Genomic DNA, 25,513 nt, shown 5'->3' with positions numbered 1-25,513 from the left:
CATCTGGTCTATCCCGAAGTCGGCATCCCGCATGAGCGCTGACGTGACGTACTTGCGGCGTGTCCCGCGATGGCGGGCGGGCAAGGGAAGTGCAGCAATGCCGCAGCGTCGAGGCCGCGGTGCCCTCACCGCTCGCGGGACACGCCGTGAATCCGTCCGTGGAGGCTCGGTGGCGGCATCCATGCCGCCACACGGTCCCGCAATCAGCGAGGACACCACGCCAGACAGTTGGCTGGTGGTTTTGTTGAAAGCTAAGACACCGCGTCGCCAGCTTGGTAGTCGCTATTGAGATCCATGCGCATCGACCATCTGGACTGGTCCTTGCCCGCCCACCGTCGCGGGACCCTTGGCGGCATGGATGCCGCGCCAGAGCTCACATGGACGTACTTGCAGCGTGTCCCGCGATGGTGCACGGGCAAGGGCCCTGCAGCAACTCGGCCCGGTGCACGGCCCGCTGCGCGACACTCCCGCAGCGGAGCGAAGCGCTTACGGGAACGCGGGCGGGTTGGCCTGCCATGCCGTGAAGACCTCGGCCAGGCTGGCGCGCTCTGCCTCGCGCCAGTCTGGCAGCAGGCTGGCGTAGCTGGCGGTACTGCTCCAGCGATCGGGCCAGGTGCGCACGGCGGCGGCATACCATTCGGTAGCCTCCTGCTTGCGCCCCGCGCGCCACAGGGCCAGCGCGGCCGTCACGGGCAGCCACTCCGGCGTGGCCGGGCGGCCATTGGCCAGGTTGGCCCACTGCTGCAGCGCCTTGTCGGGCTTGTCGGCGCGCAGCAGGTCCCAGCCGTAATTCCAGGTAATCGCGCGGTATTGCTGGCTGCCGTTGGACACCAGTGCCAGCGCGCCCTGGTATAGCTCATCACCCAGTTGCGTGCGCCCGCCCGCATAGGCCAGCGAGGCCAGCTGGGCACGCGGTTCGGCCGCGCGTGCGTCACGTTGCACCATTGCGGCCAGGCGGTCGACCACGGCATCGCCCTGCCCCTGCACCGCGACCACCGCCTTGGTGGTGCTGCGGTCTTCGTCGAAATAGAACTCCTTGGGCTTGGGCAGGCTCTGCGCCTGCGCCAACGACCACACGCCCCCGAGCAGGGCCAAGGCGGCCCATGCGTATTTCCTTTTCACTGTGTTTTCCCCTGACAGCAAACGACCCCTTCCCGTCCCCATCCTAACCGCAGCGCGACGGCTGCGCATCCGCATGCGGACGGGCGCGTGAAAGCTGACTGTTACACTTTGCGCCGCCGTTTTGGAATCCGTCGGGCGGATCATCTGGTTTCAGATGACCCGCACCGGGTCCCAGCCACCCTTTCCGGGCACGCCATGACCAGTACCGCTGCACTTTCTTCTCCCGACTCTGCCAATACGCCGGAGCTCGGCCGGGTGGATGCGGACTACACGCTGGACCACAAATACACGCGCACCGACGGGCGCATCTATCTGTCCGGCGTGCAGGCGCTGGTGCGGCTGCCGTTGCTGCAGCGCCTGCGCGACGAGGCTGCCGGCCTGGATACTGCCGGCTTCATCAGCGGCTACCGCGGCAGCCCCTTGGGCGGGCTGGACTTGGAACTGTGGCGCGCACGCAAGCATCTGGACGCGGCCAGAGTGACCTTCACCCCCGGCCTGAACGAGGACCTGGCCGCCACCATGGTGTGGGGCACCCAGCAGACCAACCTGTTCCCCGGCGCCAAGGTGCAGGGCGTGTACGGCATGTGGTACGGCAAGGGCCCGGGTGTGGATCGCAGCGGCGACGTGTTCAAGCACGGCAATGCCGCCGGCACCTCGCCCTTCGGCGGCGTGCTGGCGCTGGCCGCCGACGACCATGCCTGCCGCAGCTCGACCCTGCCGCATGGCTCGGAAGACGAATTCGTCAGCGCGATGATGCCCATCCTCAACCCGGCCGGGGTGCAGGACATCCTGGACATGGGCCTGCTGGGCTGGGCGATGAGCCGCTACACCGGGCGCTGGATCGGCTTCAAGACGATTGCCGAAACGGTGGAATCGTCCGCCTCGGTGGACGTGGACCCGTTCGCACGCACCATCGTGCTGCCGGAGGATTTCGCACTACCGCCGGGTGGGTTGAGCATCCGCTGGCCGGACCCGCCGGTGGATCAGGAAATGCGCCTGCATCGCTATGCCGTGGCCGCGGCGCAGGCCTTTGCGCGGGCCAACCGGATCGACCGCATCGTGCTGGATTCGCCAAACGCGCGGCTGGGTATCGTCACCACCGGCAAGAGCTACCTGGACGTGCTGCAGGCACTGGAATACCTGGGCCTGGATGCGCAGGCCTGCGCGCAGATCGGTATCCGCGTGTACAAGGTCGGCATGACCTGGCCGTTGGAGCCGGTGGGCATCAGCGCGTTTGCGCGCGGGCTCGAAGACATCGTGGTGGTGGAAGAGAAGAAGGCCTTCATCGAGCGCCAGATGAAGGAGCTGTTCTACAACTGGCCGGCCAGTGCAGGGGCGCGGCCGAGCATCGTCGGCAAGTACGACGAGCAGGGCGCGTGGATCCTGCCGTCCACCGGCGAGCTGACACCGGCCACCATTGCCGCGGTGATCGGCAGACGTATCCAGCGGTTCGGGTTGCCATCGAGCACATTCGCCGACGCGATCGAACAGCGGCTGCGCTGGATGGAGACCAAGGAAGCGGAGATGGCCTTGCCGCGCGCGCAGTTCCCGCGCGTGCCGCATTACTGCTCCGGCTGCCCGCACAATACCTCCACGGTGGTCCCGGAAGGCTCGCGCGCACTCGGCGGCATCGGTTGCCACTACATGGTGACGTGGATGAATCGTGCCACCGACACCTTCACCCACATGGGCGGCGAAGGCGTGACCTGGTCGGGGCAGGCACCGTTCACCGACACGCCGCACGTGTTCCAGAACCTTGGCGATGGCACGTATTTCCACAGCGGCTCGCTGGCGATCCGGCAATCGGTGGCCACCGGCGTCAACATCACCTACAAGATCCTCTACAACGACGCGGTGGCCATGACCGGTGGCCAGCCGGTAGACGGCACGCTCACCGTGCCGGACATCGCGCATCAGCTACGCGCCGAAGGTATCCACGAGATCGCCATCGTCAGCGACGATATCGGCAAGTGGACGCGGCGGCGCGATCTGTTTCCTGCCGAGGTCGCGTTTCACGATCGTGGCGAACTGGATGCGGTGCAGCAGCATCTGCGCACGGTCAAGGGTGTGTCGATCCTGATCTTCGACCAGACCTGCGCCACCGAAAAACGCCGCCGCCGCAAGCGCGGCAAGCTGATCGATCCGCCCAAGCGGGTCATGATCAATTCGCTGGTGTGCGAAGGCTGCGGCGATTGTGGCGAGAAGAGTTTTTGCGTGTCGGTGCTGCCGAAGGACACCGAATTCGGGCGCAAGCGCGAGATCGACCAGTCCAACTGCAACAAGGACTATTCCTGCGTGTCGGGCTTTTGCCCGAGCTTTGTCACCGTGCATGGCGGTGCGCCGCGCAAGGGCAAACAGCGCGATGCCAGCGCGCTGCTGGACAGCCTGCCCGCGCCACCACAACGCACCACGCTGGAGCGGCCCTGGAACATCCTGATCACCGGCGTCGGTGGCACCGGGGTGGTCACCATCGGCGCACTGCTGGGCATGGCCGGGCATCTGGAAGGCAAGGGCGCCACCGTGCTGGACCAGACCGGCCTGGCGCAAAAGGGCGGCGCGGTCACCACGCATATCCGCATTGCACGCACCCCCGCCGACATCCATGCCGTGCGTATCGCTGCGGGCGAAGCCGACCTGGTGCTGGGCTGCGACATGGTGGTGGTCAACGATTATTGGGCGCTGTCCAAGGTGCGCGATGGCCGCACCCAGGTGGTGCTCAATACCTACGAAGCGATGCCGGGCAGCTTCACCACCCAGCCGGATCTGCAATTTCCGGCGGCCGAGATCATCGCCGGCGTGCGCACTGCACTTGGCGGGCAGGAGCCGTTGTTGCTGGATGCCACGCAGCTGGCGACCGCGCTGCTGGGCGATGCGATCGCCAGCAATCTGTTCGTGCTGGGCTACGCCTGGCAACACGGGTTGGTGCCGTTGTCACATGCGGCGCTGATGCGCGCGATCGAACTTAATGGCGCAGCCGTTGCGATGAACCAGCAGGCCTTTGCGTGGGGCCGGCTGGCCGCGGTGGATCTGCCGGCCGTGCGTCGTGCAGCAGGCCTGAGCACCACGGACGCAGCTGCGCACCTGCACGGCGACACGCCGGCCGCACGCGCACCGGGCAGTTGGGAAGAACACGATCTCAGCGGTGCCAGCGCACCGCGTGCACTGGCGCAGACCGATGGCAGCACGCTGCATGGCGGTGCCGATGCACCGGCACATCCGCTCGATGACGAGCAGCTGGCGCAATCGCTGGACGAGGCCATCGCACGCCGGGTCGCATTCCTCACCGACTATCAGGACGCCGCCTATGCGCAGCGCTATCGCACGTTGGTGGAACGCGTGCGCACGCACGAAACCCAACGCGCGCCGGGCAGCAGCGCCTTGACCGAAGCGGTGGCGCGCTACGCATTCAAGCTGATGGCCTACAAGGACGAATACGAAGTGGCGCGCCTGTACACGCGCGGCTATTTCCAGCGCCGGCTGCAACAGCAGTTCGAAGGCGACTACACGCTGCGCTTCCACCTGGCGCCGCCGTTGCTGGCCAAGAAGGATGCCAACGGCAACCTGCTCAAGCGCGAATACGGTCCGTGGATGTTCACCGCCTTCAAGCTACTGGCGAAGCTGAAATTCCTGCGCGGGGGCAAGTTCGACGTGTTTGGCTACACCGCCGAGCGACGTGGCGAGCGTCAGCTCATCACCGATTACATCGCCACCGTCGAGCACCTGCTGGAGCGCCTGGATGCCGACAATGTGGGGCTAGCCGCGCAGATCGCCAGCATACCCGAACACATCCGTGGCTACGGTCATATCAAGCACGCGCATCTGCAGGAAGCCAAGGCACGCGAGGCGGCGCTATTGGCGCAGTGGCGTAACCCGAAGGCGTTACACGTAGTGCAGGCGGCCTGAGGCAGCCTTCGGCAATCACTGCAGCGCGGACCGCTGCGGCCACGGAGCTTATCTGTTGGAATTCTGCCAGTGTGGGTGTCGAGAGCCGACGTGGGCCACCGTGAGAGCCTAGATCCTTGCCGATCGTCTTGTAGCAGGGTGCCCACGTCGGTATCTCCCCTGTGTCGCCCGAACAGTTGCCAGAGTTGACGCTCGTAGACGTAAGGCTGGGCAGGCAGGGGAGCTCTCGACCCTTCAAGCCTAACGGAGTTCGCTATGAATGGCATCGGGATTGATGTGTCCAAGGCCATGTTGGATGTGGCCGTCCATTGCGGCCCTTTCGCACGGTTTCACAACACCCCTGCCGGTCACAGAAAGCTGTTGTCCTGGCTGGCCAGGCGGGAAGCTGGCCAGATTGTCCTGGAGGCCTCTGGCGGTTATGAGCAGCGGGTGCTGGATGCCCTGTTCGACGCCGGTCACCAGGTCGTGCGGGCCGATGCGCGGCGCTGCCATGCCTTCGCTGCTGCCACCGGTGTGTCGGCAAAAACAGATCGCCTGGATGCGGTCAATCTGGCCTGCATGGCCGCCACGCTGGAGCTGCGGCCCTATCAGCCGATGGAACCTTGGCGGCGAAAGCTACGCGAGTTCGTGCGCGCACGACAGCAGCTCGTGGACCTGACGATGAGCGCAGAAAACCAGTTGGAACACGTGACAGAGACGACGTTGCGCCGCGCACTGCAGGCCAACATCAACCAGATGAAAAAGAACTGCCTGCGATTGGAAAAGCACATTGCAGAACAGGTCCGCCAGCAACCGCAATTGGAGGCGATGCGCGCGTTCAAAGGCGTGGGAGCGACCCTGCAAGCCGTGATCGCCAGCTATTTGCCAGAGCTAGGAACCCTCGATGGCAAGGCCATTGCCAAGCTGGTCGGCGTCGCCCCCATCACCCACGACAGCGGGAGCATGCGCGGCATCCGCCGGATCCGCGGCGGGCGCATAGATGTGCGCAACGTGCTGTACATGGCGTGCCTGTCGGCCATCCAGCACGAGCCACGGATCCGGGAGTTTTATCGGTCCCTGCGAGCACGCGGCAAGCCAGGCAAGGTCGCCGTCGTGGCGGCGATGCGCAAGATGCTGGTCATCCTCAACGCCCGCGCCAGAGACGCTCTAGCTGGAGTGGCCCAAGCCATCCCGACCTGAGTGTCCATGCGCTGGACGGGGCGACGGCTGCCGACCAGCGGCCGGCACCACCGTGCCCGGCTTATGGACTAGCCAGAGCCACTCCAACAACACAGTTGCTACAGGGATGTACTTGCGGCGTGTCCTGCGATGCTGGGCGGGCAAGGACCCTGCAGCAAAGGCGCAGATGATTCGCTTTGCGCCTGATCTGCCCGGATCGAGCAATCAGATAGCGACGCTTGCATCGTGCGTGTCGAGATGGCTGGCTGTCTTCAAATCTGGTAGAGGGTCCTGCAGCCAAGCTACAGATCACAGCTTTCGCCTGGATCATCCACCCTGGAGTGAACCGGCACGAAGTGATTGCTCGTACCGCTTATCGTGCAGGCCAAACCTCAGTCGAACTGCGGCCCGCGCATCAGGCGGATCGGCCCGCGTACGCCGGGCAGCTGCACGATTCTGCCTTGCTGGGTGACACGGACGACGCCGGCCTCTGCGGCCGCCGCAGCTACCGCGCGCACCTGCGGCATCAGGGTGCGCCACACAGACGCATCATCGCTCAGTGCGCGCGCAACCTCCGATGGGCAGATCGACTGCTCGGGCCGCCGTTGCGCGAGCAAGTGCCGAATCAGCGCGGCAATCTGCGCGTCATCGGGCGGTTGCACGCCTGCACCGCGTCATGACAGGGGACGCAGCAGGCGCAGGCCGAACCAGTCCTTGGCGTCGTTCCAGCCGTGCGTGACCTTGAGCCCTGCCGCGGCGGCCAGCTCGGCAAAGCGCGCGTCGGTGTATTTGTAGCTGTATTCGACCTGCATCGCCTCGCCCTCGGCAAACGCGATGTCCTGGCCGCCGACCTGCACGCGTTGCGCGCGTTGGCTGATCAGGAAGGTTTCGATGCGGCCGCGCTCGCGCGCATACACCGCATGGTGGCGAAAGCCGCCGAGATCGAAGTCGCTGCCGATCTCGCGGTTGAGGCGCGCCAGCAGGTTCAAGGTGAATTCGGCGGTGACCCCGGCCGCATCGTTGTAGGCGGCTTCGATCAGGCTGGTGTCCTTGTCCAGGTCGATGCCGATCAGTGCGCAGCCGTCGCTGCCCATGGTCTGGCGCATGGCATCCATCAGCGCAACCGCCGCAGTGTCGGTGAAATTGCCCAGCGTCGAGCCGGGGAAGAACACCACGTGGCGACGCGCCGGGCGCTGTGCCTCAGGCAGACGCAGCGGCTTGGTGAAGTCGGTGCAGACCGGCAGCATCTGGATCTGTGGAAACTGCTGGGCCAGCCGCGCGGTGCTGTCCAGCAGCGCGGTGCGCGAGATTTCCAGCGGCGTGTAGGCCACCACATCGCGCAGGCCCTGCAGCAGCAGTTCGGTCTTGCGGCCGCTACCACTGCCGTATTCCACCACATGCACACCGGGGCCGATTGCCTGCGCGATCGAGGTCATGCTGGCCTCCAGCAGGCCCAGCTCGGTGCTGGTGAGGTAATACTCCGGCTGCCGGGTGATGGCTTCGAACAGCTCCGACCCGCGGGCGTCGTAAAAATACTTCGACGGCAGCGTCTTGGGCGTCTGCGACAGACCGGCCAGGGCATCGGCAGTGATGTCGTCCGGCTGCGGGCGCAGATCGGTCAGCGCGGCATGGGCGCGTTGCATGGCATGGGCGGCGGCGTTCAAGACAGATCCTTGGCAAGGCGCACGCCGGCAAATTGCCAGCGCGCATCGGAGGGGAAGAAGTTGCGGTAGCTGGCGCGCATATGGCTGGCCGGCGTGGCGCAACTACCGCCGCGCAGCACCCACTGGGCGTTCATGAACTTGCCGTTGTATTCGCCCAGCGAACCAGGCCACGGCGCAAAGCCCGGATACGGCAGATACGCGCTGCCGGTCCATTCCCAGACATCGCCGAACAGTTGCTGCAACCCGGTATCCACGGCTTCGGCGCCCCGTGGGTGCAGCGCATCACCGTCGACAAAATTGCCCTGCACCGGCACGCCGGTGGCGGCCTGTTCCCATTCGGCTTCGGTGGGTAGGCGCGCGCCGGCCCAGCGCGCAAAGGCATCGGCTTCGAACAGGCTCAGATGACAGACCGGCGCATGCGGATCGCGCACGCGCCAGCCATCCAGGGTGAACTCGCGCCCGTCCGCGTCCCAGTACAGCGGGTGCTGCCAGCCTTGCGCCTGCACCATGGCCCAGCCATCGCTGAGCCAGGCGCCGGCACTGCGATAACCACCGGCGTCGATGAATTCCTTGAATTCGGCGTTGGTCACGACCCGATGCGCCAGCGCATGCGCGCCCACCAGCACGCGGTGACGGGGCGATTCGTTGTCGTAGGCAAAGCTGTCGCAGTGTGGCCATGCGGCAGCGCCGATCTCGACGATCTGCTCGTCGCGCGCGTGCCAGCGCAGCGCACTGGCAATGGCGGCAGGCGGCGCCGGCGCATCGCGGTAGGCCGGCTGCAGCGGGTTGCTCCAGAGCGCGTGCTTGATGTCGGTCAGCAGCAATTCCTGATGCTGCTGCTCGTGCTGGATGCCCAACTGCACGATGGTGCAGGCCTGCGCATCCAGCCGTCCCTCCTGCAGGCATTGCTGCATCTGGCTGTCGACGGCCGCACGGTAGTCGCGCACCTGCTGCAGCGACGGGCGCGACAACACGCCGCGACGCGCGCGCGCGTGCATCGGGCCCACGCTCTGGTAATAGCTGTTGAACAGGAAATCCCATGCCGGCTCGAACACGCGATACGCCGGGTCGGCCTGCAGCACGAAGCGTTCGAAGAACCAGGTGGTATGGGCCAGATGCCATTTGCTGGGACTGGCATCGGGCATGCTCTGCACCATCGCATCTTCGGCGCTCAACGGTGCGGCAAGGCGATCGCTCAACGCGCGAGTCTGCGCATAGCGTTCCAGCAGGGACAACTGCTGTTGCTGGCGATCGACCAGCAGGGGTGAGGTTGCAGACATCGCCATATGCTTGGTCAGCGCCCGTGAACGCGCCGTGTCGGCGGCATGGCAGCCAGCGGTAAGCTGTTGGCATGCCGACGTCTTCGCTGTCCAGCTCGTTCCCCGCCCCCTTCGATTGGGCGCACCGCCAACAGGCGTTTGCGCTGCCCGATGAGGTCATCTATCTGGACGCTGCCTCTCGCGGGCCACTGCTGCGTGCGGTGCAGGGCATTGCCCATGAGGCCGTCGAGGCGATGGCCACGCCGTGGCGGTTGCCGATCGATACGTGGATGCGGGACATCGAGCAGCTGCGTGGGTTGGCTGCGCAGGTGTTCGATGGCGATGCCGACGCGGTGGCGATGCTGCCATCGGCCGCGCATGGGCTAGCCACGGCCGCACGCAATCTGCCGTTGCAGCGCGGCGAAGCGGTGCTGGTGCTGGAAGGGCAGTTTCCGTCCAACCTGCTGATCTGGCAGCGGCGGTGCAGCGAGGTCGGTGCGCACCTCGTGGCGGTGCCGACCAACAGCGGCGCCGACCTGAGCGAGGCGGTGCTGCAGACCATCGAGCGCACACCGGCGCTGCGCATCGCGAGCCTGCCGCAGGCGTACTGGCTGGACGGACGGCAACTGGACCTGGACCGCATCAGCGCGGCGGTGCATGCACGCGGTGCGGCGCTGGTGCTGGACCTCAGCCAGAGCCTGGGCGTGTTGCCGACCAATTTGCCGCGCTGGCGGCCGGCGTTCGTGGTCAGCGTCGGCCACAAATGGCTGCTGGGGCCGATGGGTCTGGCGTGGCTGTGGGTGGCAGCACCGTGGCGCGTCGACGGGGTGCCGATCGAGGAGCACTGGATCGGCCGCGATGCCGGTAGCAGTTGGGAATTCCCCATCGCGCAGGCACCGCACTACCGCGAGGGCGCCCGTCGCTTCGATGCCGGCGGGGTGGCCGACCCGTTGAGGATCGCGATGGCCACCGCCGCCTTGCAACAAGTGCTTGCCTGGCAACCTGCACGAATCGCTGCAGCGCTTGGCGCGCTCACCGCGCAGTGGGATGCGGCCCTGCAGGCACGCGGTCTGGGCAGCTGGTCCACGCCCGCGCATGCGCCGCACCTGACCGCCCTGCAGCCGCCGGCACACCGGCTGGAGGCCGTGGCAACAACCATTGGCGAACGCGGGGCGATCTGCACGCGGCGGCACGGACGCCTGCGTATCGCACCGCACCTGAGCGTCACCGGTGAGGCGCTGTCAGGTCTCATCGCAGCGCTGCCAGAGGCATGAAGCCGCGCATGTAGGAGCGGACCCGGCCGCGACGGGCGTTACCGATACACGGCTTTATCCCGGTAATGCCTGACAACGCTCGGTAACGCCCCGTCGCGGCCGGGTCCGCTCCTACACGTTCAGGCACGGCTGATGCGCAAGCCACGCGGGGTGACCCAGCGTTCCAGCCCCTCGAACAGCGCCTGCACGATCAGCGCAAGCACCGCCGCAGGGATCGCGCCTTCCAGAATCAGGCCGATGTCGTCCAGACGGATGCCGGTGAGGATCGGCTGGCCATAGCCACCGGCACCGATCAAGGCACCCAGCGTGGCGGTGCCCACGTTGATCACCGCGGCGGTCTGGATGCCGGCCACGATCGTGCGGCGCGCCAGCGGCAACTCCACCCGCCACAGGCGCGTCCACGCAGGCACGCCGATCGCTTCGGCGGTCTGGCGCAGCTCGCGTGGGGTCGAGGTCAGCCCGGCGTAGGTGTTGCGCACGATCGGCAGCAGGCTATACAGAAACAACGCCGCAATCGCCGGTTTCGCGCCGATGCCGAACAGCGGGATCATGAACACGAACACGGCCAATGACGGCAGCGTCTGCAGCACGCCGGTCAACGACAGCACCCACTGGCCCAGACGCGGCCGCCGTGCGGCCAGCACGCCCAGCGGCAAGGCGATCAGCAGCGCCAAGCCCAGCGAAACGCCGACCAATGCCAGATGCTCGCGCGTGTGACGCAACAATCGACTGAAACGCGAATCGGCTTGCGTGGCCGGCGCCACGCCCAGCCACTGCGCCGCAACCGCCGCTTCGCCTTGGCGCTCCAGCTTCACCTGTGCGTTGAGCCGCTGCATGGAGGCTTGGTCGATACGCCCCTGCAGGCCCTGCAGCGCCTTGAGCATTGCCGGTGCGCGCTGTGCCAGATCCTTGCGATACAGAAAGACCGCCTGGTACTCCGGGAAGTAATGGCGGTCGTCGCGCAGCACCTGCAGCCGGTAATACGGAATCTCCGCATCGGTGCTGTACAGATCGGTGACCTCGATCGCTGCGCTCTGCAGTGCGCGATACGCCAGATCGTGATCCAGCCCGGTGGCGGTCTGCGGCAAGGCGTAGGCCGCACGCACGCCGGGCCAGCCGTCGGCGCGCTGCATGAATTCGTTGCTCAGGCCGATCTTCAGGGTTGGATGACGGGCCAGATCGGACAGGGTGGCGATGCCCAGCGCGCGTGCCCGCTCGCGCTGCATGCCGAATGCATAGTTGTTCTCGAAACCCAGCGATTGCGTCATCGCCAGGCCGCGTGCATCCAGCGCCGCACGCAGTTCGGCCTGGCTGGCGGTGGGCAGCTGCAGCAGTTCCTGCGCCAGGGTGCCGGTGTATTCGGCGTAGACGTCGATCTGCCCGGTTTCCAGCGCGCGCCACAGGATGCGGGTGCCACCGAGCTGGGCGCGGTGCTGCACGTCCACGCCAGCGCGCTTGCCGGCAGCGGTGGCGATCTCGCCCAGGATCACCGCCTCGGTGAAATTCTTCGAGCCCACCGTCACCCCGGCGGCCGACGCGCCGCCGCTGCAGATCAGCAACATCACCATGGCAAGCACGCGCGCGATCATGCTGCGTCGCCGATGCTGCGCTGCGCGCTGAGAAAGCGCTGCACGAACGGCTCGGCCGGCTGCGCGAGCAAGGCCTGCGCACTGCCCTGCTGCACCACGCGGCCAGCGCGCATCAGCACCAACGTGTCTGCCAGATACGCGGCTTCGGCAACGTCGTGGGTGACCAGCACCACGGTCTTGCCAAGCTGGGCGAACAGTTCGCGCATCTGCGCCTGCAGGTCGTACCGCACGATGGGGTCCAGGGCGCCCAGCGGCTCGTCCAGCAGCAGCGCCGGCGGGTCCAGCATCAGGGCACGGATCAGGCCAACGCGTTGCCGCTGGCCGCCGGAGAGTTCGGCCGGGTAGCGTGCCAGCAACGCCGGCGGCAGCTGGCAGAGCGTGCACAGACGCTCCAGCCGCGCCTGGATGCGCTCGCGCGGCCAGCCCAGGGTCCGTGCCAGCAACACCGCATTGCTGCGCGCGTCCATGTGCGGAAACAGGCCACCTTCCTGGATGACATAGCCGATGCGCTGGCGCTGCGCCTGCAGGCCGGCACGTGCCAGCGGCGTGCCATCGAAGCTGACGCTGCCGCTGTCGGGCCATTCCAGCCCGACCAGCATGCGCAGGACGGTGGACTTGCCGGCGCCGCTCGGCCCGATCAACGCCGTGGTCGCACCACGTGCAACAGTCAGCGTGACCTTGTCGAGCGCAATGGACTGGCCGTAGTGCCGGCTGACCTGATCGAGAGTGAACATGCGCTCGAGCTTGCCCAAGCCGACGTCAGCCGGGCGCGAAGGTAGGCATCAGCGGGGCGGCGCCAGCAGCTCGCGCGCGCTCAGATAGCCGTCGCCATTGGCATCCTGCCGCGCAAACCGCTCGATCAGGCTGGCGCGGTGCGCCGTGCGGGTAATCGGCTTGCCACGGCGGCCGGGCAACTCTTCGCCCTGCAGCACGCCGTCGTGATCGGCATCGCGCTGATCGAAGGCGTAACTCATCCAGGCCACATATTCATCGCGGCTGACGCGGCCATCGCCATCGCTGTCCATGCGCTTGAGATATTCCTGGCTGTCCTGCACCTGGGCATGCGCTGCGGGCACCCACGCCAGTACAAGGCAGGCCAGTACAACGCAGGCCATCGGCAGCGCAGGCGGCGCAGGCGGCGCAGGCGGCGCAGGCGGCGCCAGATGATGCAACGCACGCGCACTCACGGCAATACGCGTGCCGCCGGGCTTACGGCCCACTCAGCGCATAACCCTTGAGCCGCGCCGCATAGGCTTGCAGCGCTGCATTGCCGCTGGCTTCGGCCTCGTGGCACCACTGCTGCAACTGCTTCAGGCGCTCGGATGCATCGTGGCTGCGGGCCTCCAGCACCGCACTGAGCCGTGCGCGGTACTCGACCAGGGTGCGCATGCGCGGGCGTTGCGCCACCCAGGCCTGCAACTGCGCGCGCGCATCTGGCTTGAGCCAGCGCCCGTCGTCGACCAGGCCCTTGCGCAGGCGGCGCGGCAACAGCTCGCGCAGCTTGGCGCCGGTGGCGGCAGCCTCGTCGCGCAACGCCGGCTTGAGCACATTGCGCTGGTAGTCGGTCATGGCCTGGAAGCGATGCGACAACAGCGCCTTGAGCGTATCGGCATCGGGCACGGCGATATTGGGGCGGATATCCAGCGACGGCGCCACGCGTAACACCTTGGCCAGACCCATGGCCTGCAATCCACGGATGGCGATCCAGCCGATGTCCAACTCCCAGCGCCGCATCGAAAAGCGCGCCGAACTCGGGAAGGCATGGTGGTTGTTGTGCAGTTCTTCGCCACCGATCCACAGCGCCCACGGAGTGAGGTTGGTGGAGGTGTCGGCGGATTCGAAATTGCGATAGCCCCACCAATGGCCCAGGCCGTTGACCACGCCGGCGGCCCAGAACGGAATCCACGCCATCTGGATCGCCCACAGCGCGATGCCCGGCAGACCGAACAGCACCGTGTTGAGCACCAGCAAGGCGACCGGGCCGGCATTGGCATGCGGGGTGTACAGGTGCCGCTCGATCCAGTCGGTGGGTGCGCCCTTGCCGTACTGCTCGATGTCGGCACGCTGCGCGCGCGCCTCCCGGTACAGCTCCACGCCGCGCCAGAACACCTGCGAAATGCCCTTGGTCTGCGGGCTGTGCGGGTCTTCTTCGGTCTCCACCTTGGCGTGATGCTTGCGATGGATCGCCACCCACTCGCGGGTGATCATCGAGGTGGTGAGCCAGGTCCAGAAGCGGAAGAAATGCGCCACCACCGGATGGAAATCCACGCCGCGGTGGGCCTGGCTGCGATGCAGGTACAAGGTCACCGAGAAGATGGTGAGCTGGGTGAACACCAGCAGCACTGCAAGCATGCCCCACACGCGCAGCCCGGCCACGCCGGCGGTCAGGAAGTCGATGATCGGGTCGGACAACATCGGCAGGTCCACGGCGGCGCATCTCGTTGGTCGATGCAGACATGATGGGGGCGATCGCGGCAAACTTCACCCTTCGCACGCGTAGGGTCGCCCCTACATTTCTAAAGCGGTTCACACGTCTGTCTTCCCACTGCCTGATGCCTTCCGTATGACTGTTGTTACCGATGTTGCCGCTGCACCCGCCGATGCGCCGGCGTTGATCGAACTCGACCAGGCGAGTGTGATGCGCGGCCAGGTTCGCGTGTTGCATGCATTGCAGTTGCGCATCGCGCTGGGCCAGCACACCGCCATCCTGGGCCCCAACGGCTGCGGCAAATCGTCCTTCATCAAACTCATCACCCGCGAGCTGTATCCGCTGGCACGCGGCGACGGACAGGCCTCGGTCAAGGTGCTGGGGCAGACGCGCTGGCAGGTGGACCGGTTGCGCTCGCAGCTGGGCATCGTCACCAGCGACCTGAGCGTCAACCTGGCCGACATGCCGGGGCTGGATGTGGAGAGCGCGGTGCTGTCCGGATTCTTCGCCAGCTACGTGGTGCCGCCGCATCGGGAGATCGACGACGGCATGCGCGCCCGCGCCCGCGAAGCACTGGCGTTGGCGCAGGCGTTGCCGTTGCTGGACCGCCCGTTTGCCGAGCTGTCGGCCGGCGAAACCCGCCGGGTGCTGATCGCACGCGCCCTGGTCAACCGCCCGCGCGCCCTGTTGCTGGACGAGCCCTCCACCGGGCTGGATCTGGTGGCGCGCCAGCACCTGCTGGACACGATGCGTCATCTCGCCCGCCAGGGCATCACCCTGGTGCTGGTGACCCACCACATCGAAGAGATCGTGCCGGAGATCGCGCGGGTGATCCTGTTGCGCGCGGGCAAGGTGGTGGCCGACGGCGCGCGCGATGCCGTGCTGACCGATGCCAGCCTGTCGGCGGCATTCGATGGCCCTGTACGCGTGCATCGCGATGGTGAGCGCTATTGGGCAAGCGTTGGGGAGTGAGAGCTGCAGGATGATCCTGCGCGCCTGCCTGTCAGACGCTACCGCGCACACCGATGCGGATCTGCGGTGTGCGCGGTAGCCACGCACGTGTGGCGTGGATAGCCGACGCGGCTGCAGTGCGCGCTGTTTCCCGATGGCTACGGTGGCTTGCCTGGGTGCAAGCGCGTGAACGTGTCTTGCCGCGATGCCGGTCCGTGCTGGGGCGCGCTGGTCCTTGGCTCGCATCGCACCATTGCACGCCGATGCGCGTGTGTGTGGCGCGGTTGTGCTGCATGCCCTGCGATGCACGGTGCTGCGCGTGGGACGCCCCGCCACCGTGCCCACCTGCACCCAGCGCATGACCTTGGACACGGGACGCCGCCGCTGCGGTTGCGCTTAGACTCGCCGCACCTACAGACAGGAGTCGTCCCGATGGCCCAGTGGTATTTCCATGTTCCCGGACAGGCCGAACGCATCGGCCCGCTCGACGCTGCCAACGCCCGCGTGTATGCGCAGCGCCAACCCGACGCACTGGCCTGGCGCGATGGGCTCGATGGCTGGACTCCGGCCCGTCAGCTGGCCGAACTGCAGGGCGGCGGCAGTGCGCCGCCACCGCTGACCGGCGCGGCCGGCCGCGCCGATGAGATCGACTACCGCATCGTCGGCAACGACATGCAGTTCGTCGAGGTCGAGCTGGACCCGGGCGAGAGCGCCATCGCCGAGGCCGGTGCACTGATGTACAAGGACTCCGCAGTGCAGATGGACACCGTGTTCGGCGACGGCTCGCATGCCGGCCAGAGCGGTGGTGGCGGGCTGATGGGCAAGCTGCTGTCGGCCGGCAAGCGCGTGGTCACCGGCGAGAGCATGTTCACCACCGTGTTCACCCACGCCGGCAGCGGCAAGGCCAAGGTGGCATTCGCCGCGCCCTACCCGGGCACGGTACTGGCGCTGCGCCTGTCCGAGCATGGCGGCCAGCTGATCTGCCAGAAAGACAGCTTCCTGGCCGGCGCGCGCGGCGTGTCGCTGGGCATCGCCTTCCAGCGCAAGATCCTCACCGGCCTGTTCGGCGGCGAGGGCTTCATCATGCAGAAGCTCGAAGGCGACGGCTGGGTGTTCGTGCATGCCGGCGGCACGGTTGTCGAACGTGAGCTTGGCCCTGGCGAGCGTATCGACGTGGACACCGGCTGCGTGGTGGCCTATCACGCCGGCGTGGACATGGACGTGCGCCGCGTGGCCGGGTTGAAGAGCATGTTCTTCGGTGGCGAAGGCGTGTTCCTGGCCACCCTCACCGGCCCGGGCAAGGTCTGGCTGCAATCGCTGCCGTTCTCGCGCATGGCCGGCCGCATGCTGCAGGCCGCTCCGCAAGCCGGCGGCCAGCAACGCGGCGAAGGCTCGGTGCTGGGCGGATTGGGCCGGCTGCTGGATGGGGATAACCGGTTCTGAGTGGGTGCTGCGGCGGGTTGGCGTGGTGGTGATCTAGCGAGTGAGGGTACGGGGCGAAGCCACTCTTCGGAATGGATGCACGACGCTTCGCGCGTACCCTCATCCGCCCCTACGGGGCACCTTCTCGCCCATGAAGGGGGACAATGTCCCGGTGGGAGAAGGGAATGCAAGGCCTGCAGATGATGCCGTTTTGAATAAGCTCCACCCACGCCAATCACTGCAGCAGCAGTGGCAGCGCGCGTGTATTCTCCCTCGCCTTTCCCATCGACGTTTTCGCCATGACTGCGCTTCGCCGCCCCCGCTCGCTTGCCCTGTTGTCCCTGCTCGGTCTGCTCTCGGCCTGCGGTGGCGAGCCACGCCCGGCCCTGCCCGCGCCGGTGGTGCAGGCGCCGTCGGCGACGGCAGCCAAACCGGTCAAGATCGGGATCGCGCTCGGCGGTGGCGCCGTCAAGGGCTTTGCGCATATCGGCGTGATCAAGATGCTCGAAGCCAACGGGTTTGCCCCGGTGGTGGTGTCCGGCACCAGTGCCGGCAGTGTGGTCGGCGCGCTGTATGCCAGCGGCATGACGGCCTTCGACATGCAGGAAAAGGCGGTGGCGCTGGATCAGACCAGCATCCGCGACGTGCGCCTGTTTTCCGGCGGCCTGGTACAGGGCCAGAAGCTGCAGGACTACGTCAACGACCAGTTGGGCGGCAAGCCGATCGAAAAGTTGCGCAAGCCGTTTGCCGCCGTGGCCACGCGCCTGGAAGATGGCGAGCGCACCGTGTTCGTGCGCGGCAATGCCGGCCAGGCGGTGCGTGCGTCCAGCAGTATTCCCGGCGTGTTCGAGCCGGTGACCATCGGGCAGTCCCACTTCGTCGATGGCGGCGTGGTCAGCCCGGTGCCGGTGGATGCCGCACGCCAGCTCGGCGCGGAGTTCGTGGTGGCGGTGGATATCTCCAGCAAGGCCAGCGGCAAGAATCCGGGCGACCTGCTGGGCACGGTGAACCAGTCCATCTCGATCATGGGCCAGCGCCTGGGCGAGGCCGAACTCAAGCGCGCGGACGTGGTGGTGCGCCCCAAGGTCAACGATATCGGCTCGGCCGATTTCAACCAGCGCAGCGCTGCGATCCTGGAAGGCGAACGCGCCGCCATGGCGGTGATGCCGCAGATTCGCGCCAAGATTGCGCAGCTGCAGGCCGCGCGCAGCAGTGCCAAGCGCACGGCGGCCGATCAGGCCAGGGCCGCAAGGCAGCAGGCCTACGAGCGCTGCCTGGAACAACGCTCGCGCTGGGAAAAACTACGCGGCAAGGACGAGGCCTGCGTGGCACCGTGACGCGGCCGCGCTGAGCTGGATGGGTGGGATCGGCGGCCGGAGGCGGCTGTTGCCAGGGCACGCGAGTGCGCGAGGAGTTGCCGGTGATGCTCGTCGCGCGCTGAGAGTCGCGTGTAGCTGCGGAGTGTGGGGCTGCTGGATGTCGTGGGCGCTCGAGGGCCAGGCGTCATCGGGACGGCATCGCGGCCGGGGCCGCTCCTACAACGGCGTATGCGCAGGCCTCGCGGTTACGGCGCGCTTGTGCGCCAGGGAACGTCACTGGGGGTGCGCAGTCGAGGGAACGTGACTGGTGATATCCCGCCGCGCGTGAACGCGCTCCTCCGTGGGCAGATTGGCGTGCTTGAGGCGGACCGGGGGCCTGAGTGATGTCGTGGGTGCTCGGGGGCCAGGCGTCATCGGGACGGCATCGCGGCCTGGGCCGCTCCTACAACGGCCTGGTCACAGCACTGCTTTGGTAGGAGCGACACTGGTCGCGCTGCCGTCCCGATGACCGCGATGCGCATCGCACGGCGTGCGCGCCACCCAGCCCCGTGTCTCACTCAGGCTCATGCATCGCCATCGACCTCAATACCGCCAACGCAATGACACGCTGACGAACCGCGGCTCGCCGTAGTTCTGATAATCCAGATTCGCCCAGTAGGTCTTGTCGAAGGCGTTGCGCACCGCCAGCGTGGCGGTCCATTGATCGCTGATGCGGTAGTTGGCGTTGAAATGCACCAGCGCGTAAGGGTTCTGCACCACGGTGACCGGCGTGGTGGCACCGCTGCCGTCGCCGGTGGGGCGGGCGATATTGAAGCCGCGCACCGCGCTTTGCCAGCTGATGCCACCGCCGATGCTCAGGCGGTCCCAGGCGCCGGGCAGGCGCACCTGGGTGGAGAGCTGCAGATAGTCCTCCGGCAGATTGGCGTAGATCGCATCGGTCGGCGCCCGCGTGACCTTGACGTGCGTGTAGCCGCCGTTGACCGTCCAGCCCGGCAGAATCTCACCGTTGAAATCCACTTCCCAGCCACGGCTCTTGGTGCCGTCCACGCCGATGAAGGCAGAGGTGCCATCGGGCAATGCGCCTTCCGGCTGGGTCATGTCGCGCACCGCGAAGTTGTCCTGCTTGGCTTCGAACACGGCGGCGGTGGCCATCGCGCGGCCGTCGAGCAATTGCGCCTTGATGCCGGCTTCCAGATTGGAGCCTTCCACCGGCGCGAGCAGGTTGTTGTCCTTGTCGCGGTAGTTCTGCGGATTGAAGATCTCGGTGTAGCTGGCGTAGACCGACACATCGGGCACGATGTCGTAGACCAGCCCCACATACGGGGTGACTTCGTCGCTCACCTTGTAGCGGCCGCTGGTGCCGGTATAGCTGCCACTGGCGCTGAAGGCCTGGGTGCGGGTCTGCCAGGTGCTCAGGCGTGCGCCGGCGATCAGCGACAGCGGCTCGGCCAGACGGAAGCGGGTGGAGGCGTATACGCCACGTTGCGTGGTGCGCGCTTCATTGCGCCGGCCGTTGCGCGCGTAGGTCACCTCGGAAATGTCGCCGTTCCAGTTGCGGATGTCCGGAATGAAATAGCAGCGCTCGCGCGCGCCGGTCGGGCTGATGCAGGTGGCCCAGTCATCCGGATAGGTCTGCACGGTGGGGTACGCGGTGGACTGCAGATCCTGCCAGCTGCCGCCGACGACCACATCGTGCTGGCGGCCAAACAGCGAAAACCCGCCCGACAGGTACACGTCCACGCTGTCGCGGACATCCTCGGTTTCGCCGGCCGCTGTGCGCAGGAAGATGCCGCTGCCATCGGCCGCCGGATAGCCGGTGCCGTAGACGCGCATGTTCTGCACCTGCCCCTTGGTATGGGCGTAGTTGACGCGCAGCAGCCAGTCCTCGCCAAAGCGCTGTTCCAGGTTGGCGAAGGCGGTGCTGGTTTCGCGCTGCCAGCGCGTCCACTCCGGTGCCATGTTGGTGGAGCGCGGCAGATTGGCCAACGATCCGTCGGCGGCGAAGAACGGCACCGTGCCCCAGGTCGAGCCGACCGGGCTGTTGTCCTGGCGCTGGTAGCCCACGGTGAGCGTGGTGCTGTCGGTCAGGTCGCCTTCTAGCACCGCCATGCCCGACATCTTGTTGTCGTGGTAGCGGTCGTAGTAGTAATCGCGGTCCTGCCAGGCGGCCACCACACGGCTGCGAAAACGCCCGTCTTCGGTCAGTGGTGCATTGACGTCGGCCTGCATGCGGCGGAAATCCCAGGTGCCCGCGCTCACCGCAAACGACGCATCGAAGTCCTTGCCCGGGCGCTTGCGCAGCAGGTTCACCGTGGCCGAAGGAATGCCCGCGCCGGTGAGCAGGCCATTGGCGCCGCGGATCACTTCGATGCGGTCGTAGAAGACCGTGTCGTATTCCTGATTGGTCGCCCCGCTATAGGTCGGCAGGCCGTCGACCTGGAAATCGGTGATCTGGAAGCCGCGCGCAAAATACAGCGGGCGCTGGGTGTCGTAGAACGACACGTTGACGCCCGTAACGTTACGCATCACATCGTCGATGCTGAACAGCGATTCGTCTTCCAGCCGCTGCAACCCGATCACGCTCACCGACTGCGGGGTTTCCTGCAGCGTGAGCGGCAGGCGCGTGGTGGTGGCCGGTTGCGCGCGGCTCACCGTGCCGTTGACGTTGACCTGGTCGAGCGTCTTGGCATCGGCCAGGTCGGCCGCGTGCACCGGGGCCGGCAAGCTCAGCGCGCACAGCAGGGCGACAGACAGCGTGGTCAGGGAATGGGGCAATGCAGGCATCGGTCTCTCATCGATCGTGGGCGCACGCCGTGGCGTGGCAGCAGGGAGGCAGTCATGTGTCAGCGTCCTGCTCAGGCGATGGCTGGCTGGCCTGGCAAAGGCTGGCGGATCGACGAGAGGACATGGCCGGAGCCGGCCAGACGTTACGCAAATGTAAATCGTTATCGTTTGTGCGACAAGTGCGGCGCGGTTGGGGTCGCTTGGTCGTGGCGAGCCGTTACGTCAATGGCTCGGCAACGCGCGTCGTGCATCAACACGACACGCCGCGGCGTGGTGAACACGGCGACGCATCCGGCCAGGTCACAGGCGCCGGCGGTGGCAGCGCGCGCGTGCAGGTAACACGCTCACGCTGCCGGAAGATGCGGCCATGGGCGACACCGGTGGTATGGATGACGACGAAGGACGGCTCCCCATCGCAGCCACGCACGCGCGCGAACTGGCCAGCGCGGCGCGCAGCACTTTGGAAACAACGTGGAGGGCCCGCCAGCCACCTGCCCATGCAGCGCGCCCGCTCAGCCCAGATGCGACAGCGGCAGCCCTTCCGGCGCCTTGACCGTGCGCAGCACGAAACTGGAGTTGACGTCCGACACGCCGGTGGCATTGAGCAGGCGATCCAGCAGGAACCGCGAAAAATGCTCCAGGTCGCGTACCTGCACCTGCAGCAGATAATCCATGTCGCCGGTCAGGGCCCAGCACGCCACCACCTCGTCCCAACCGCGCACCCCATCGGCGAACCGGTCGATATCGGCCTGGCCATGCTGTTCCAGCTGCACCCGCACGAAGGCCTGCAGGCCCAGCCCCAGCGCGCGGGCATCCAGCCGCGCACCGTAGCCGGCGATGATGCCGGCGGCCTCCAGTCGCTGCGTGCGGCGCAGGCAGGCCGAAGCCGACAGGTTCACCTGCATGGCGAGCTCGGCATTGCTGGTACGCCCCTGCGTCTGCAGGAGGGCAAGCAACCGCAGATCGGTGCGGTCCAGAGCGATTGGCTGGTCCATATGTTGCGCAGCAGCAGATTCGGACGCACGAATCTTGCGCGCAACCGGTCGCGGCACGCAAGATTCGCAAGCCTGTTGCGTCGCGATCCGGATAAGGTGAACCGCTGCCGCCATGGGATTCCTACCGCATGAACACTGCCCCGCGCCGCGTCGAAAACCAGCTCACCGACAAGGGCTACGTCCCGGTCTACACGACCGCAGTGGTCAACCAGCCGTGGGACGGGTACAGCAGCGACGACCACGCCACCTGGGGCACGCTTTATCGCCGCCAGCGCGAGTTGCTGGTGGGCCGCGCCTGCGATGAGTTTCTGCAGGCGCAAGACGCGATGGGCATGGACGATCGGCAGATTCCACGCTTCGGTGCGCTCAACGCCGTGCTGCAGGCGGCGACGGGCTGGACCCTGGTGGGGGTGGAAGGCCTACTGCCGGAGCTGGATTTCTTCGATCACCTGGCCAACAAGCGCTTCCCGGTGACGTGGTGGATCCGCCGTCCCGACCAGATCGACTACATCGCCGAACCGGATCTGTTCCATGACCTGTTCGGGCACGTGCCGCTGCTGATGAACCCGCTGTTTGCCGAATTCATGCAGGCCTATGGCCGTGGCGGAGTCAAGGCGCACGGCATCGGCCCGGGCGCGCTGCAGAACCTGACGCGGCTGTACTGGTACACGGTGGAGTTCGGCCTGATCAAGACTGCGCAGGGGCTGCGGATCTACGGCGCCGGCATCGTCTCGTCCAAGGGCGAGTCGCTGTACTCGCTGGAGTCGGCTGCACCCAACCGTATTGGCTTTGATCTGCAGCGCATCATGCGCACCCGCTACCGCATCGACAGCTTCCAGAAGACCTATTTCGTCATCGACAGCTTTGCGCAATTGATGGACGCCACCGCGCCCGACTTCACCCCGATCTACGCCGATCTCGCCCAGCAGGCGCAGGTGCCGGCCGGCGACGTGCTGGCAAGCGATCTGGCGTTCCAGCGCGGCACCGGCGAGGGCTGGAGCCGCGACGGCGACGTGTGAGGCACCGGCTGAAATCATGTGCTGCCCGCTGCGGCAGCGTGAGGCGATGCATGCTGGTGACGCTGCGATGTGAGGCACACCGACTCGACACCGCTGCCACTGCGGACTAAGGTCAAGCCTCCCCACACCGCCTTCGCTCAATGGACCTGACGCATCTGCGTATCCGGCGCTTGGAGCTGGACGATACCCGCCTGCTGTTCACCCTGGCCAACGGCATCCGCATCGATGAGCCCATCCAGGCCCATCGCCTGTTGCTCAAGGCGACACCGCCGCAGCGTGCGCAATGGCAACTCACCGACGACGGCTTCGGGGTGAACTGGCCGGCGATCGCACCACCCACGCCCGAAGGCCTGCTCCACATGCCCGAGCTGCTGTGGCGCCGGCGTGCTGCACGCGCGCAGGCAAAACTAGCCACGCTGCGTGGACGCCTGGACGCGCTGACGCCGGGCGAACGTGAACTGATCGCACTGGCGCGGCTGGATGCGGACATGAGCGAAAGCGGCTATGCGCGCTATTTCGACCGCTGGGATGCGGCCACCCGCAGCGACGCACTGCGCGGCCTGGCGGCCATGGGCGCAGCGCAGACGCGGCAGGCCATCGAAGGGCTGGGCGCGGTGTTCGAACGGCTGGAAGAAGACCCGGACCTGCTGAGCATCGAAGACATCCTCGACGCCATGAACGAGGCCGACCGCCAGCGCGTGCAGGGGTGGGAAGAGGTGTATTACCGCCGCCTCGGCGACCTGGCGCGCCTGGGCCTGACGCATTACGGCGTGGACAAGGCCTGAGGGCTTTGCCCGTGCTGCCTGGCGATTGCACGAACTGCATCAGCGGGCTGGTGACCTACCCGTTCCCATCACGCGGCCGTGCACCTGAAAGCCTCAACACAGGTCGCAGATTCCAGCCACACCCTTGGCCAATACCAAATTAACTTGCTTTCCAGGCCCGGAAGAGTAATTTAATTTGGCATGCCGAAATATATCCCGCCCACAATGCCCCGCGCACTTCGCCAGATCGAAGCACTGGGAGAGCGCCTGCGCACGGCGCGACTGCGCCGCGAGATGACGCAGCGCGAGCTGGCAATGCGTGTCGGCATCAGCGTACCCACCCTGGCAAAGCTCGAAAACGGCGATCCATCGATCAGCCTGGCGGCCGTCCTGCGCGTGCTCACCGTCCTCGGTCTGGACAAGGACATTGATCTGTTGGCAAAGACCGACCCACTGGGAAGAGCGCTGCAGGACAGCCGTTTACGTCGGCCAGGCCCCGCTGGCAGGACACCGCCATGAACGCGTCCAGCACTCCGCAGGAAATCGGCAAGGTGGAAGTGTGGGTGGAGGATCCCTCACTGGGCGGGAATGCACTGGCGGGATATCTGACCCGGCAGAACAGCCGACGCGGCGACACGCTTCATTTTGAGTACGCCGCGGGATGGCTGGCCAACGAGACACCTGTCCGCGCCTTCGCGCTCGATCCGCAACTGCCGCTCCACGCAGGCGTGCTGATTGCACGCGCGGGCGCATCGGAGTTGAGCGCTGCGTTTCTCGATTGTTCGCCCGACCGGTGGGGCAAACTGCTGATGAAGCGCAAAGAGGTGATCAAGGCCCGCGAACAAGGCCGTAAGGTGCGTGCCTTGCGGCCCTGGGACTATCTGATCGGCGTCAACGACGTCTCGCGCATGGGCGCCCTGCGATTGAAAGACAGCGTCAGCGGCAGGTTTCTCGATGATCATGCACTGAGCGCACCACCGCTTACGCAATTACGCGAGCTGGAGGCAATCGCTCGCCGGCTCGAGCACGATGAAATTGGCGACAACGACACGGACCTGGCGTGGATCAAGCAACTGATCGCACCCGGTGCCTCACTGGGCGGCGCGCGCCCCAAAGCCAGTGTGCGTGAGGCGGATGACACGCTGTGGCTGGCGAAGTTCCCTTCTGCCGAGGATGACTACAACGTCGGCCGCTGGGAATACATCACCTATCGGCTGGCGTTGTCCGCGGGCATCAGCATGTCGACGGCCAGACCGCTGGAACTTTCCAAGCACGGCACCACCTACGCAGTGCAGCGCTTCGATCGCACACCGCAGGGCCGCCGTACTTATGCGTCGGCATTGACGCTACTGGATGTGGACCACAGCGAAGAATCATCTTATGTCGATATCGCGCACGCCATCGAGATGTTTGGCGCGGCGCATGCCATCCAGGACGATCTTCATCAGCTGTTCCGACGCGTCGCCTTCAATGTGCTTATCGGCAACCGCGATGACCACCTGCGCAATCATGGGTTCTTGCGTGAGCCAGCTGGCTGGCGACTGGCGCCTGCGTTCGACGTCAATCCCAATCAGGACAAGGATGCGCATGTCTTGGCCATTGGTCTGGATGACCCTACGCCACGGATTGCGTTGTTGATGGACACCCATGCCTACTATCGGCTCAGCAAACCACAGGCGCTGACCATCATCGAGGACGTACGCGCTGCCGTAGCCCGCTGGCAACAAGAAGCGCTGCGCTGCAATGCCAGCCGTTCCGAGATCGCCGCAATGGAGGCGGTGATCGATCCCGCGCGATAGGCCGGATGGGTTTGGCGTGCCTGGATGCACGAATGCCGTGCTGAGAGCAGCTGACGAACGCCT

At 66.4% G+C, this 25,513-nt stretch carries 20 protein-coding genes; 10 read left to right on the top strand and 10 right to left on the bottom strand.

The window, feature by feature from the left end:
• Nucleotides 1-486: 486 nt before the first annotated feature.
• Entirely contained in the window at nucleotides 487-1,122 is a 636-nt protein-coding gene (locus tag ACCQ12_RS01005) for a tetratricopeptide repeat protein (RefSeq protein ID WP_104580250.1), read from the bottom strand.
• A gap of 195 nt (nucleotides 1,123-1,317) precedes the next feature.
• Between ACCQ12_RS01005 and ACCQ12_RS01000 the strand changes: the two genes are divergently transcribed.
• Both ACCQ12_RS01000 and ACCQ12_RS00995 read left to right on the top strand, forming a co-directional pair.
• Entirely contained in the window at nucleotides 1,318-5,025 is a 3,708-nt protein-coding gene (locus ACCQ12_RS01000; protein ID WP_372382726.1) for an indolepyruvate ferredoxin oxidoreductase family protein, read from the top strand.
• A 255-nt stretch (nucleotides 5,026-5,280) separates the two neighbouring features.
• On the top strand, nucleotides 5,281-6,204 hold the full coding sequence (locus ACCQ12_RS00995; RefSeq protein ID WP_372382725.1) for an IS110 family RNA-guided transposase: 924 nt from the start codon (nucleotides 5,281-5,283) through the stop codon (nucleotides 6,202-6,204).
• Nucleotides 6,205-6,575: 371 nt separating this feature from the next.
• Here the strand turns inward: ACCQ12_RS00995 and ACCQ12_RS00990 are convergent, their stop codons facing one another.
• The 3 genes from ACCQ12_RS00990 to egtB are packed head-to-tail and all read right to left on the bottom strand — an operon-like array spanning nucleotide 6,576 to nucleotide 9,133.
• On the bottom strand, nucleotides 6,576-6,845 hold the full coding sequence (locus ACCQ12_RS00990; protein WP_372382724.1) for a DUF3253 domain-containing protein: 270 nt from the start codon (nucleotides 6,843-6,845) through the stop codon (nucleotides 6,576-6,578).
• A gap of 12 nt (nucleotides 6,846-6,857) precedes the next feature.
• Nucleotides 6,858-7,847: an L-histidine N(alpha)-methyltransferase gene (gene egtD / locus ACCQ12_RS00985; RefSeq protein ID WP_372382723.1), complete on the bottom strand. Its 990-nt coding sequence runs from the start codon at nucleotides 7,845-7,847 to the stop codon at nucleotides 6,858-6,860.
• The gene (gene egtB, locus ACCQ12_RS00980) at nucleotides 7,844-9,133 is read right to left on the bottom strand and encodes an ergothioneine biosynthesis protein EgtB (RefSeq protein WP_372382722.1); all 1,290 of its coding nucleotides are present in this window, start codon (nucleotides 9,131-9,133) and stop codon (nucleotides 7,844-7,846) included. The genes egtD and egtB overlap by 4 nt, the downstream gene beginning before the upstream one ends.
• 65 nt (nucleotides 9,134-9,198) lie before the next feature.
• On the opposite strand from egtB, the gene ACCQ12_RS00975 reads away from it, so the two are divergent.
• Nucleotides 9,199-10,380, top strand: coding sequence for an aminotransferase class V-fold PLP-dependent enzyme (locus ACCQ12_RS00975; RefSeq protein WP_372382721.1), 1,182 nt, complete (start codon nucleotides 9,199-9,201; stop codon nucleotides 10,378-10,380).
• Nucleotides 10,381-10,499: 119 nt separating this feature from the next.
• Here the strand turns inward: ACCQ12_RS00975 and ACCQ12_RS00970 are convergent, their stop codons facing one another.
• The 4 genes from ACCQ12_RS00970 to ACCQ12_RS00955 all read right to left on the bottom strand — a co-directional run bounded on the left by ACCQ12_RS00970 (nucleotide 10,500) and on the right by ACCQ12_RS00955 (nucleotide 14,384).
• A complete protein-coding gene (locus ACCQ12_RS00970) occupies nucleotides 10,500-11,969 on the bottom strand; it encodes an ABC transporter permease/substrate-binding protein (protein ID WP_372382720.1) in 1,470 nt (489 codons plus the stop codon).
• On the bottom strand, nucleotides 11,966-12,703 hold the full coding sequence (locus ACCQ12_RS00965; protein WP_372382719.1) for an ATP-binding cassette domain-containing protein: 738 nt from the start codon (nucleotides 12,701-12,703) through the stop codon (nucleotides 11,966-11,968). Before ACCQ12_RS00965 ends, ACCQ12_RS00970 begins: the two co-directional genes overlap by 4 nt.
• A gap of 48 nt (nucleotides 12,704-12,751) precedes the next feature.
• Nucleotides 12,752-13,084, bottom strand: a complete 333-nt coding sequence (locus tag ACCQ12_RS00960; RefSeq protein WP_166743796.1) for an EF-hand domain-containing protein — start codon at nucleotides 13,082-13,084, stop codon at nucleotides 12,752-12,754.
• A gap of 94 nt (nucleotides 13,085-13,178) precedes the next feature.
• Nucleotides 13,179-14,384: a DesA family fatty acid desaturase gene (locus ACCQ12_RS00955; RefSeq protein ID WP_372383526.1), complete on the bottom strand. Its 1,206-nt coding sequence runs from the start codon at nucleotides 14,382-14,384 to the stop codon at nucleotides 13,179-13,181.
• 148 nt (nucleotides 14,385-14,532) lie between these two features.
• Here ACCQ12_RS00955 and ACCQ12_RS00950 point away from each other — a divergent pair, with 148 nt between their 5' ends.
• The 3 genes from ACCQ12_RS00950 (at nucleotide 14,533) to ACCQ12_RS00940 (ending at nucleotide 18,107) form a co-directional block, all read left to right on the top strand.
• Entirely contained in the window at nucleotides 14,533-15,369 is an 837-nt protein-coding gene (locus tag ACCQ12_RS00950) for an ABC transporter ATP-binding protein (protein ID WP_372382718.1), read from the top strand.
• Nucleotides 15,370-15,780: 411 nt separating this feature from the next.
• A complete protein-coding gene (locus tag ACCQ12_RS00945) occupies nucleotides 15,781-16,791 on the top strand; it encodes a TIGR00266 family protein (protein WP_047695922.1) in 1,011 nt (336 codons plus the stop codon).
• Between the two features lie 278 nt (nucleotides 16,792-17,069).
• Nucleotides 17,070-18,107 (top strand): patatin-like phospholipase family protein, encoded by a 1,038-nt coding sequence (locus ACCQ12_RS00940; RefSeq protein ID WP_372382717.1) that lies wholly within the window; start codon nucleotides 17,070-17,072, stop codon nucleotides 18,105-18,107.
• Nucleotides 18,108-18,671: 564 nt separating this feature from the next.
• Here the strand turns inward: ACCQ12_RS00940 and ACCQ12_RS00935 are convergent.
• Nucleotides 18,672-20,873 carry a TonB-dependent siderophore receptor gene (locus ACCQ12_RS00935; RefSeq protein ID WP_372361887.1) on the bottom strand — a complete coding sequence of 734 codons (2,202 nt, stop codon included), beginning with the start codon at nucleotides 20,871-20,873 and terminating at the stop codon, nucleotides 18,672-18,674.
• 512 nt (nucleotides 20,874-21,385) lie between these two features.
• A complete protein-coding gene (locus ACCQ12_RS00930; protein ID WP_039566292.1) occupies nucleotides 21,386-21,868 on the bottom strand; it encodes an Lrp/AsnC family transcriptional regulator in 483 nt (160 codons plus the stop codon).
• A gap of 128 nt (nucleotides 21,869-21,996) precedes the next feature.
• On the opposite strand from ACCQ12_RS00930, the gene phhA reads away from it, so the two are divergent.
• From phhA to ACCQ12_RS00910, 4 genes are all read left to right on the top strand, one after another.
• Nucleotides 21,997-22,887 carry a phenylalanine 4-monooxygenase gene (gene phhA, locus ACCQ12_RS00925; RefSeq protein WP_372382716.1) on the top strand — a complete coding sequence of 297 codons (891 nt, stop codon included), beginning with the start codon at nucleotides 21,997-21,999 and terminating at the stop codon, nucleotides 22,885-22,887.
• A 140-nt stretch (nucleotides 22,888-23,027) separates the two neighbouring features.
• Complete coding sequence (locus tag ACCQ12_RS00920) at nucleotides 23,028-23,672, top strand: DMP19 family protein (RefSeq protein ID WP_039407065.1); 645 nt, start codon at nucleotides 23,028-23,030, stop codon at nucleotides 23,670-23,672.
• 180 nt (nucleotides 23,673-23,852) lie between these two features.
• Nucleotides 23,853-24,170, top strand: coding sequence for a helix-turn-helix domain-containing protein (locus ACCQ12_RS00915; RefSeq protein ID WP_047695032.1), 318 nt, complete (start codon nucleotides 23,853-23,855; stop codon nucleotides 24,168-24,170).
• Nucleotides 24,167-25,450 (top strand): type II toxin-antitoxin system HipA family toxin, encoded by a 1,284-nt coding sequence (locus ACCQ12_RS00910; protein WP_372382715.1) that lies wholly within the window; start codon nucleotides 24,167-24,169, stop codon nucleotides 25,448-25,450. The genes ACCQ12_RS00915 and ACCQ12_RS00910 overlap by 4 nt, the downstream gene beginning before the upstream one ends.
• Nucleotides 25,451-25,513 lie beyond the last annotated feature (63 nt).

The organism is Xanthomonas sp. NCPPB 1068, from assembly GCF_041479385.2.
GTDB classification, from domain to species: Bacteria; Pseudomonadota; Gammaproteobacteria; order Xanthomonadales; family Xanthomonadaceae; genus Xanthomonas; species Xanthomonas cannabis.
The sequence above is the reverse complement of the archived record's forward strand: the minus strand, read 5'-3'. Positions and strand labels throughout refer to the sequence as shown.

Coding starts and splice junctions, on each gene's coding strand:
- ACCQ12_RS00965 (WP_372382719.1), bottom strand. CDS start 12,703: ATGTTCACTCTCGATCAGGTCAGCCGGCACTACGGCCAGTCCATTGCG.
- ACCQ12_RS00940 (WP_372382717.1), top strand. CDS start 17,070: ATGACTGCGCTTCGCCGCCCCCGCTCGCTTGCCCTGTTGTCCCTGCTC.
- ACCQ12_RS00920 (WP_039407065.1), top strand. CDS start 23,028: ATGGACCTGACGCATCTGCGTATCCGGCGCTTGGAGCTGGACGATACC.
- ACCQ12_RS00955 (WP_372383526.1), bottom strand. CDS start 14,384: ATGTTGTCCGACCCGATCATCGACTTCCTGACCGCCGGCGTGGCCGGG.
- ACCQ12_RS00975 (WP_372382721.1), top strand. CDS start 9,199: ATGCCGACGTCTTCGCTGTCCAGCTCGTTCCCCGCCCCCTTCGATTGG.
- ACCQ12_RS00935 (WP_372361887.1), bottom strand. CDS start 20,873: ATGCCTGCATTGCCCCATTCCCTGACCACGCTGTCTGTCGCCCTGCTG.
- ACCQ12_RS01000 (WP_372382726.1), top strand. CDS start 1,318: ATGACCAGTACCGCTGCACTTTCTTCTCCCGACTCTGCCAATACGCCG.
- phhA (WP_372382716.1), top strand. CDS start 21,997: ATGAACACTGCCCCGCGCCGCGTCGAAAACCAGCTCACCGACAAGGGC.
- ACCQ12_RS00995 (WP_372382725.1), top strand. CDS start 5,281: ATGAATGGCATCGGGATTGATGTGTCCAAGGCCATGTTGGATGTGGCC.
- ACCQ12_RS00960 (WP_166743796.1), bottom strand. CDS start 13,084: ATGGCCTGCGTTGTACTGGCCTGCCTTGTACTGGCGTGGGTGCCCGCA.
- ACCQ12_RS00910 (WP_372382715.1), top strand. CDS start 24,167: ATGAACGCGTCCAGCACTCCGCAGGAAATCGGCAAGGTGGAAGTGTGG.
- ACCQ12_RS00930 (WP_039566292.1), bottom strand. CDS start 21,868: ATGGACCAGCCAATCGCTCTGGACCGCACCGATCTGCGGTTGCTTGCC.
- ACCQ12_RS00970 (WP_372382720.1), bottom strand. CDS start 11,969: ATGATCGCGCGCGTGCTTGCCATGGTGATGTTGCTGATCTGCAGCGGC.
- egtB (WP_372382722.1), bottom strand. CDS start 9,133: ATGGCGATGTCTGCAACCTCACCCCTGCTGGTCGATCGCCAGCAACAG.
- ACCQ12_RS00915 (WP_047695032.1), top strand. CDS start 23,853: ATGCCGAAATATATCCCGCCCACAATGCCCCGCGCACTTCGCCAGATC.
- ACCQ12_RS00945 (WP_047695922.1), top strand. CDS start 15,781: ATGGCCCAGTGGTATTTCCATGTTCCCGGACAGGCCGAACGCATCGGC.
- ACCQ12_RS00950 (WP_372382718.1), top strand. CDS start 14,533: ATGACTGTTGTTACCGATGTTGCCGCTGCACCCGCCGATGCGCCGGCG.